The 4,479-nt window shown below is 71.6% G+C and carries 5 protein-coding genes; 2 read left to right on the forward strand and 3 right to left on the reverse strand.

The features are described from left to right. Nucleotides 1-120 precede the first annotated feature (120 nt). The gene (locus LZ495_RS30690) at nt 121-1,506 is read right to left on the reverse strand and encodes an MFS transporter (RefSeq protein WP_235056203.1); all 1,386 of its coding nucleotides are present in this window, start codon (nt 1,504-1,506) and stop codon (nt 121-123) included. 335 nt (nt 1,507-1,841) lie between these two features. Here LZ495_RS30690 and LZ495_RS30695 point away from each other — a divergent pair, with 335 nt between their 5' ends. Both LZ495_RS30695 and LZ495_RS30700 read left to right on the forward strand, forming a co-directional pair. Beyond that, nucleotides 1,842-2,159 carry an antibiotic biosynthesis monooxygenase family protein gene (locus tag LZ495_RS30695; RefSeq protein WP_235056204.1) on the forward strand — a complete coding sequence of 106 codons (318 nt, stop codon included), beginning with the start codon at nt 1,842-1,844 and terminating at the stop codon, nt 2,157-2,159. Continuing rightward, entirely contained in the window at nt 2,156-2,866 is a 711-nt protein-coding gene (locus LZ495_RS30700; protein WP_235056205.1) for an alpha/beta hydrolase, read from the forward strand. Before LZ495_RS30695 ends, LZ495_RS30700 begins: the two co-directional genes overlap by 4 nt. A gap of 712 nt (nt 2,867-3,578) precedes the next feature. Here the strand turns inward: LZ495_RS30700 and LZ495_RS30705 are convergent. Then, complete coding sequence (locus LZ495_RS30705) at nt 3,579-3,893, reverse strand: cupredoxin domain-containing protein (protein WP_235056206.1); 315 nt, start codon at nt 3,891-3,893, stop codon at nt 3,579-3,581. A 306-nt stretch (nt 3,894-4,199) separates the two neighbouring features. Beyond that, nucleotides 4,200-4,479, reverse strand: a 280-nt coding sequence (locus tag LZ495_RS30710; protein WP_235056207.1) for a ferritin-like domain-containing protein, incomplete at its 5' end; no start/stop codon positions are given.

Below are 4,479 nucleotides of genomic sequence, written 5' to 3' on the forward strand. Positions count from 1 at the left end.
ACACCCCGCCTTGGCCGGCCGGGCCCCCCGCGGGGCGGGGTGCCGGGCCGCGGCGGGGGCGCGACCCACACGGTCGCGCCCCCGCTTTCTCGCGTTTCCGGCACGTGCGTCGAGCCGCAGCTACTTCGGGACCGGATCGCCTTCGACGGGATCGCCTTCGACCGGACGGACCGCCGCGACGGCGGTGTCCTCACGTGGCTCGATGCGGTGGCGTACCGCGATCCCGAAGGCACACGAGGCAATTCCCATGGCGCCGACCACGGCGAACGGCGCGGCGGGCCGCCAATGGTCGTACAGGTACCCGCCCACCAGCGAGACGATCAGGATCCCCGCACTCCCGCAGAACGCGAACACCCCGTACGCGGAACCCCGCACGTCCCGCGGTGCCTGCTGCGCCAGCAGCGGACCGCTGGACGTGATCCCGGCCACCTCCCCGAAGCCGATGGCTATCGCGACCGGCACCATGCCGGCGCCGAGCGGATCGTCGACCAACAGCGCACTGGAGTAAGCCGTCCCGGACAGACCCAAGGCCAGGATCACCGCGTCCTGCCGGCCGATGCGGTCGCTGATCCGGCCGAAGACCGGGGCACCGAGCAGCGCGGCGGTCTGCGCGATCGCCACCACCAGACCGGCCCGCGCCACCGCGTCGGCACTGCTCATGCCGCGCACTTGCTCGGCGTGGTCGCTGACCCACAGCGCCAGGAAGCTTCCGACGATCGCGAGGTCGGCACGCGAGACGAAAGCGGCCGCGTAGGCGAGGGCCACACCGGGGTCCCGGCCCGCGCGCACGCCTTCCCGGGCGAGTGTGGCCAGCGGGATCCGCTTGTCCACACTGCTGATCCGCTGCGCCGACAGGCGCCGCGCGAGGACCGCCGCGAGCATCAGGATGAGTGCCGCGACGACCGCGAAGGCCAGCCGCGCCGCGGCGACCGGCCCGAGGCCGGCCTTCTCCAGCGCGGCCGGCAGACGTACCAGCAGCAGCACGGAGCAGACCGCGCCGAGCCCGTTCATGATTCCGTTGAGTCCGGATGCGCGCCCTCGGAAGGCCGGTGCGGCGTAGTCCGCGATGACCGTGCTGAGCATGCCCGTCAGCGCCGCCGCCCCGAATGCGAAGACCACCCGGAACACCACCAGGACGCCGACATGACCGGCGAACGGCATGAGCAGCAGTCCTGCCGCGCAGACGACGAATCCGGCCACCATCACCGGGCGGCGCCCGATCCGGTCGGCCAGCGCGCCGTAGAACGCCATGGTCGACAGCAGCACGATCTCGGCCGCCACGTTCAGCCAGCCGATCACGCTGCCGCGGTCGTCCTCGGAGTACCCGAGCAACTCGGTGAGCAGATAGGGCGTCACGGCCGGGACGAAGGTCAACGTCGCAATGACCGCGAACGAGGCCAGGAAGCAGGCGGCCATGTTGGCCCGCGTGATGCCCTCCGCCAGCACCAGCCCTGCGTACTTCGGCGGCTTCGGTTCTGCGGCAGGCGGAAGTTCGGGTTCGGGCACGGGAACTCCAGGCGATCGGTGCGATGCGGGCGAAGATCCGCGGTGCGCGACCCTCCCGTCGGGACCGGCCGGCATGCAGCCGCAGACTTGACTTTCGTATCCTCAAGCGAAACCTTGTTTCGAAGTGGACTGCCGCCACAATGAAGCAGGTCGTCAGGCCCTGGCAAGAGGTGCATGGAAACTCCGTTTCCCGACAGTCCCCCGCCCGCTCCGGATCGACCGCGTGCCCTGCGCCCGATCCGATCGGAGGCCGCCGACGGACGCGGCGCCGTCCGCTACTCCCCGGCCGCACCGGCCACGGCCGACTCCCTGCCCGCCACCGCGAAAGGGCGCCCATGTACGTCGTCGTCAGCCAAGCCTGGACCCTCGACCCGCACACCAACGCCGACTCCTATGAGCGGCTGTCCGGCGAATTCCTTCCCCTGCTCGCAAGTTCACCCGGCTTCCTGTCGCGGCGCTTGCTGCGCAGCGTGGACGATCCCACGCACTACACGAACCTGCGCTTCTTCGACTCCATCGACAGCTACCGCTCCCTGATCACCGCCCCCGGCTACGCGGACCGGATCGACGCGCTCAGCGCCCATCTGCGCCATGACGGCCCCTACAAGCGCGAGTTCATGCGCGTCGTCCTCGACGACACCACCACCGGATGACCACGTACGTCCTCGTCCACGGCGCCTTCCGAGGAGGCTGGTCGTGGATCCGCGTGCGCCGCCTCCTCGAAGCCGGGGGCCATCAGGTGTGGACGCCCAGCCTCACCGGCGCCGGCGACCGGTACCGCCCCGACGTCCGGGCGCGGATCCATCTCGCCGACTGGGCCGAGGACATCGCCCGCCTCCTCCACTACAACGACCTGGCCGACGTGGTCCTCGTCGGCCACAGCCAAGGCGGCGCGGTCGCCGAAGCCGCCGCCGGACTCGCCCCTGCCCGGATCCGCAGTCTCCGCTTCGTCGACGCAGCCGTCCCCGCCCCGGGCCGCAGCATCATCGACTCGATGCCGCCCGAAACCGCCTCTGCGCACGGCCCGCCTCCCCCGCCCGACGCCTGGCTCCCTCCGGTGCCGCCACCCGCGGGCCAAGGGCTGGACGCCGAAACGGCCGCCTGGATCGCCGCCAGGCTGACGCCCAGTCCGGCCGGGCCGGCATACGACCGGCTGGAGCCCTTGTCCCCCAGTGCCCTGGCCATCCCTCGTGACTACGCGTTCTGCACCGGGACGCCCCCGTCCTACCCCTGCACCTCCACCCGCCTGCGCCTCGAGGCGGAGCACGTCCCGTACATCTGGATAAAAGCGGACCACGACGCCCCGCTGACCGCTCCCGTGCCCCTCGCCGCCTGGCTGACCCGCCCATGCCCGCCGTAGGTGCATCCGCAGCTTTCCGGATCCGCATCTCGTGGTCCGCACCGGGGCCGCAGAGCCCACAAGCCCGGTTCCCACAGCGTCAGGCAACCCCTCGACTTCGCCGTTCGTACTGCTTGACGACACGGCATCCGACCTGGACATGCCGCCGCAAGAAGGCCACAAATTAAGCGAGTTGGCGGTGGCAGCGCTTGGTGTCGGAGCCGACGCCCGCGCCGCAACCGAGCGATATCTGCAGAAGCGCAGTTACTTCAGCGCGCGGCGCGGGGCGGCACCCCCAAGGCAGCCTCGACCTGATCAACCTTGGGAGCGAGGAGGCCAACCACGGCAACGTCCGCGACGTCCGGGCCTCGGGTCGACAGTTCGGCGGTCACCTGCCCGGCAGCCGACGCACCCGTGGCTACCCGACCCTATTCGCTTCCCGGGTCCCGGATTCGTTTTCAGAACTGACGGCCAAGCAGGGGTGGGTCATGGTGGAAGTCGGCGCACGCCCCCCTGAGGGTGACCACCCATAGAGCGCTCCGGTGGCCGCCGCGCCCAGCGGATGGCGGCGGCTCCGAGCCGCACCAGGGCGGCACGCGCAGTGCCGGGCGGTGGGGGCGTGGGCGTCGAGCGGGGGTTCGCGCACGTACGTCGAGACATGAAGGCTCCGGAAACGGACAGGGCTGCGCAGTGGGCCAAGCCAGGGCCGGGCTCGGGCACGTCCGCCGGGCGGCTAGCGGACGGTCAGGGTGCCGGTCATGAACGGGTGGGGGGTGCACAGGAACGGGTATGTGCCCGGCTTGGTCGGGGCGGTGAAGGTTCCGGTGGCGCCGGGGGCGAGGGTGCCCGTGTCGAAGGCCTTGTCGTTCGCGGTGAGCGTGTGCGCGGAGTCGTCCTGGTTCACCACGGTGACCGTGGCGCCGGGTGCGACGGTGAATGCGGCGGGGGCGAACGCGAACGACTTGATCATGACCGTCGTGGTGTTCGCGGTGTCCCCCGGGCTGCCAGGCGCGCTCGGGGCGCTGTTCGGCGGTGGCGTCACGGTCATGGAGTCCCCCGAGGACGACGAGGAGTCGCTGCATCCTGCGAGGAGGAACAGCAGGGGCACGGAGGCAAGGGCGGCACTGCGGCGGCCTGCGTGGCAAGTGCGGAGTGTGCGGGTCAACGCGTGGGAGCCCTTCGGAGTCGTGGCCGATACGGCCACCGCGGGCCGGTGTCCGGCTGCGGCCTGTGGCCCCGGCTCGCGCAGGCCCGTCGGCACTGCGCGAGCCGGGGATGCCGTCCGATGCCGGTGGGCGCGGCACCGGGGACGGCCGTGGGGAGTGGCGCCGCTACCGGCTTGTGCCGGGGCCCGTCACACGGTGAGGTCGTCGGCCTTGGCGGCCTTGTCGACGGGCAGGAAGTCGTCCGGGACCGGGTACTGGCCGAGCAGGTAGTGCAGGATCGCCGCGTGCATCGCCTCGACCGGCGCGATGGTCGCGGCGGTCTGGATGCCGGCCGGGGCGGTGACGTTGAACTCGGCGAACAGGTAGGTCTGCGCGGCCTGGTCCTCCAACTGGAGGGCGAGCTTGGCGACGCCGGGGATGTCGGTGACCTTGCCGAGCGCGTCGGCGACCGCGGCCTGGCTCTTGAGG

This window comes from Yinghuangia soli, assembly GCF_021502675.1.
In the GTDB taxonomy this organism is placed as follows: domain Bacteria; phylum Actinomycetota; class Actinomycetes; order Streptomycetales; family Streptomycetaceae; genus Yinghuangia; species Yinghuangia soli.

Excerpts from the sequence above, each read along its gene's own strand:
- LZ495_RS30695 (WP_235056204.1), top strand. The coding sequence starts at position 1,842 with ATGTACGTCGTCGTCAGCCAAGCCTGGACCCTCGACCCGCACACCAAC.
- LZ495_RS30700 (WP_235056205.1), top strand. The coding sequence starts at position 2,156 with ATGACCACGTACGTCCTCGTCCACGGCGCCTTCCGAGGAGGCTGGTCG.
- LZ495_RS30705 (WP_235056206.1), bottom strand. The coding sequence starts at position 3,893 with ATGACCGTGACGCCACCGCCGAACAGCGCCCCGAGCGCGCCTGGCAGC.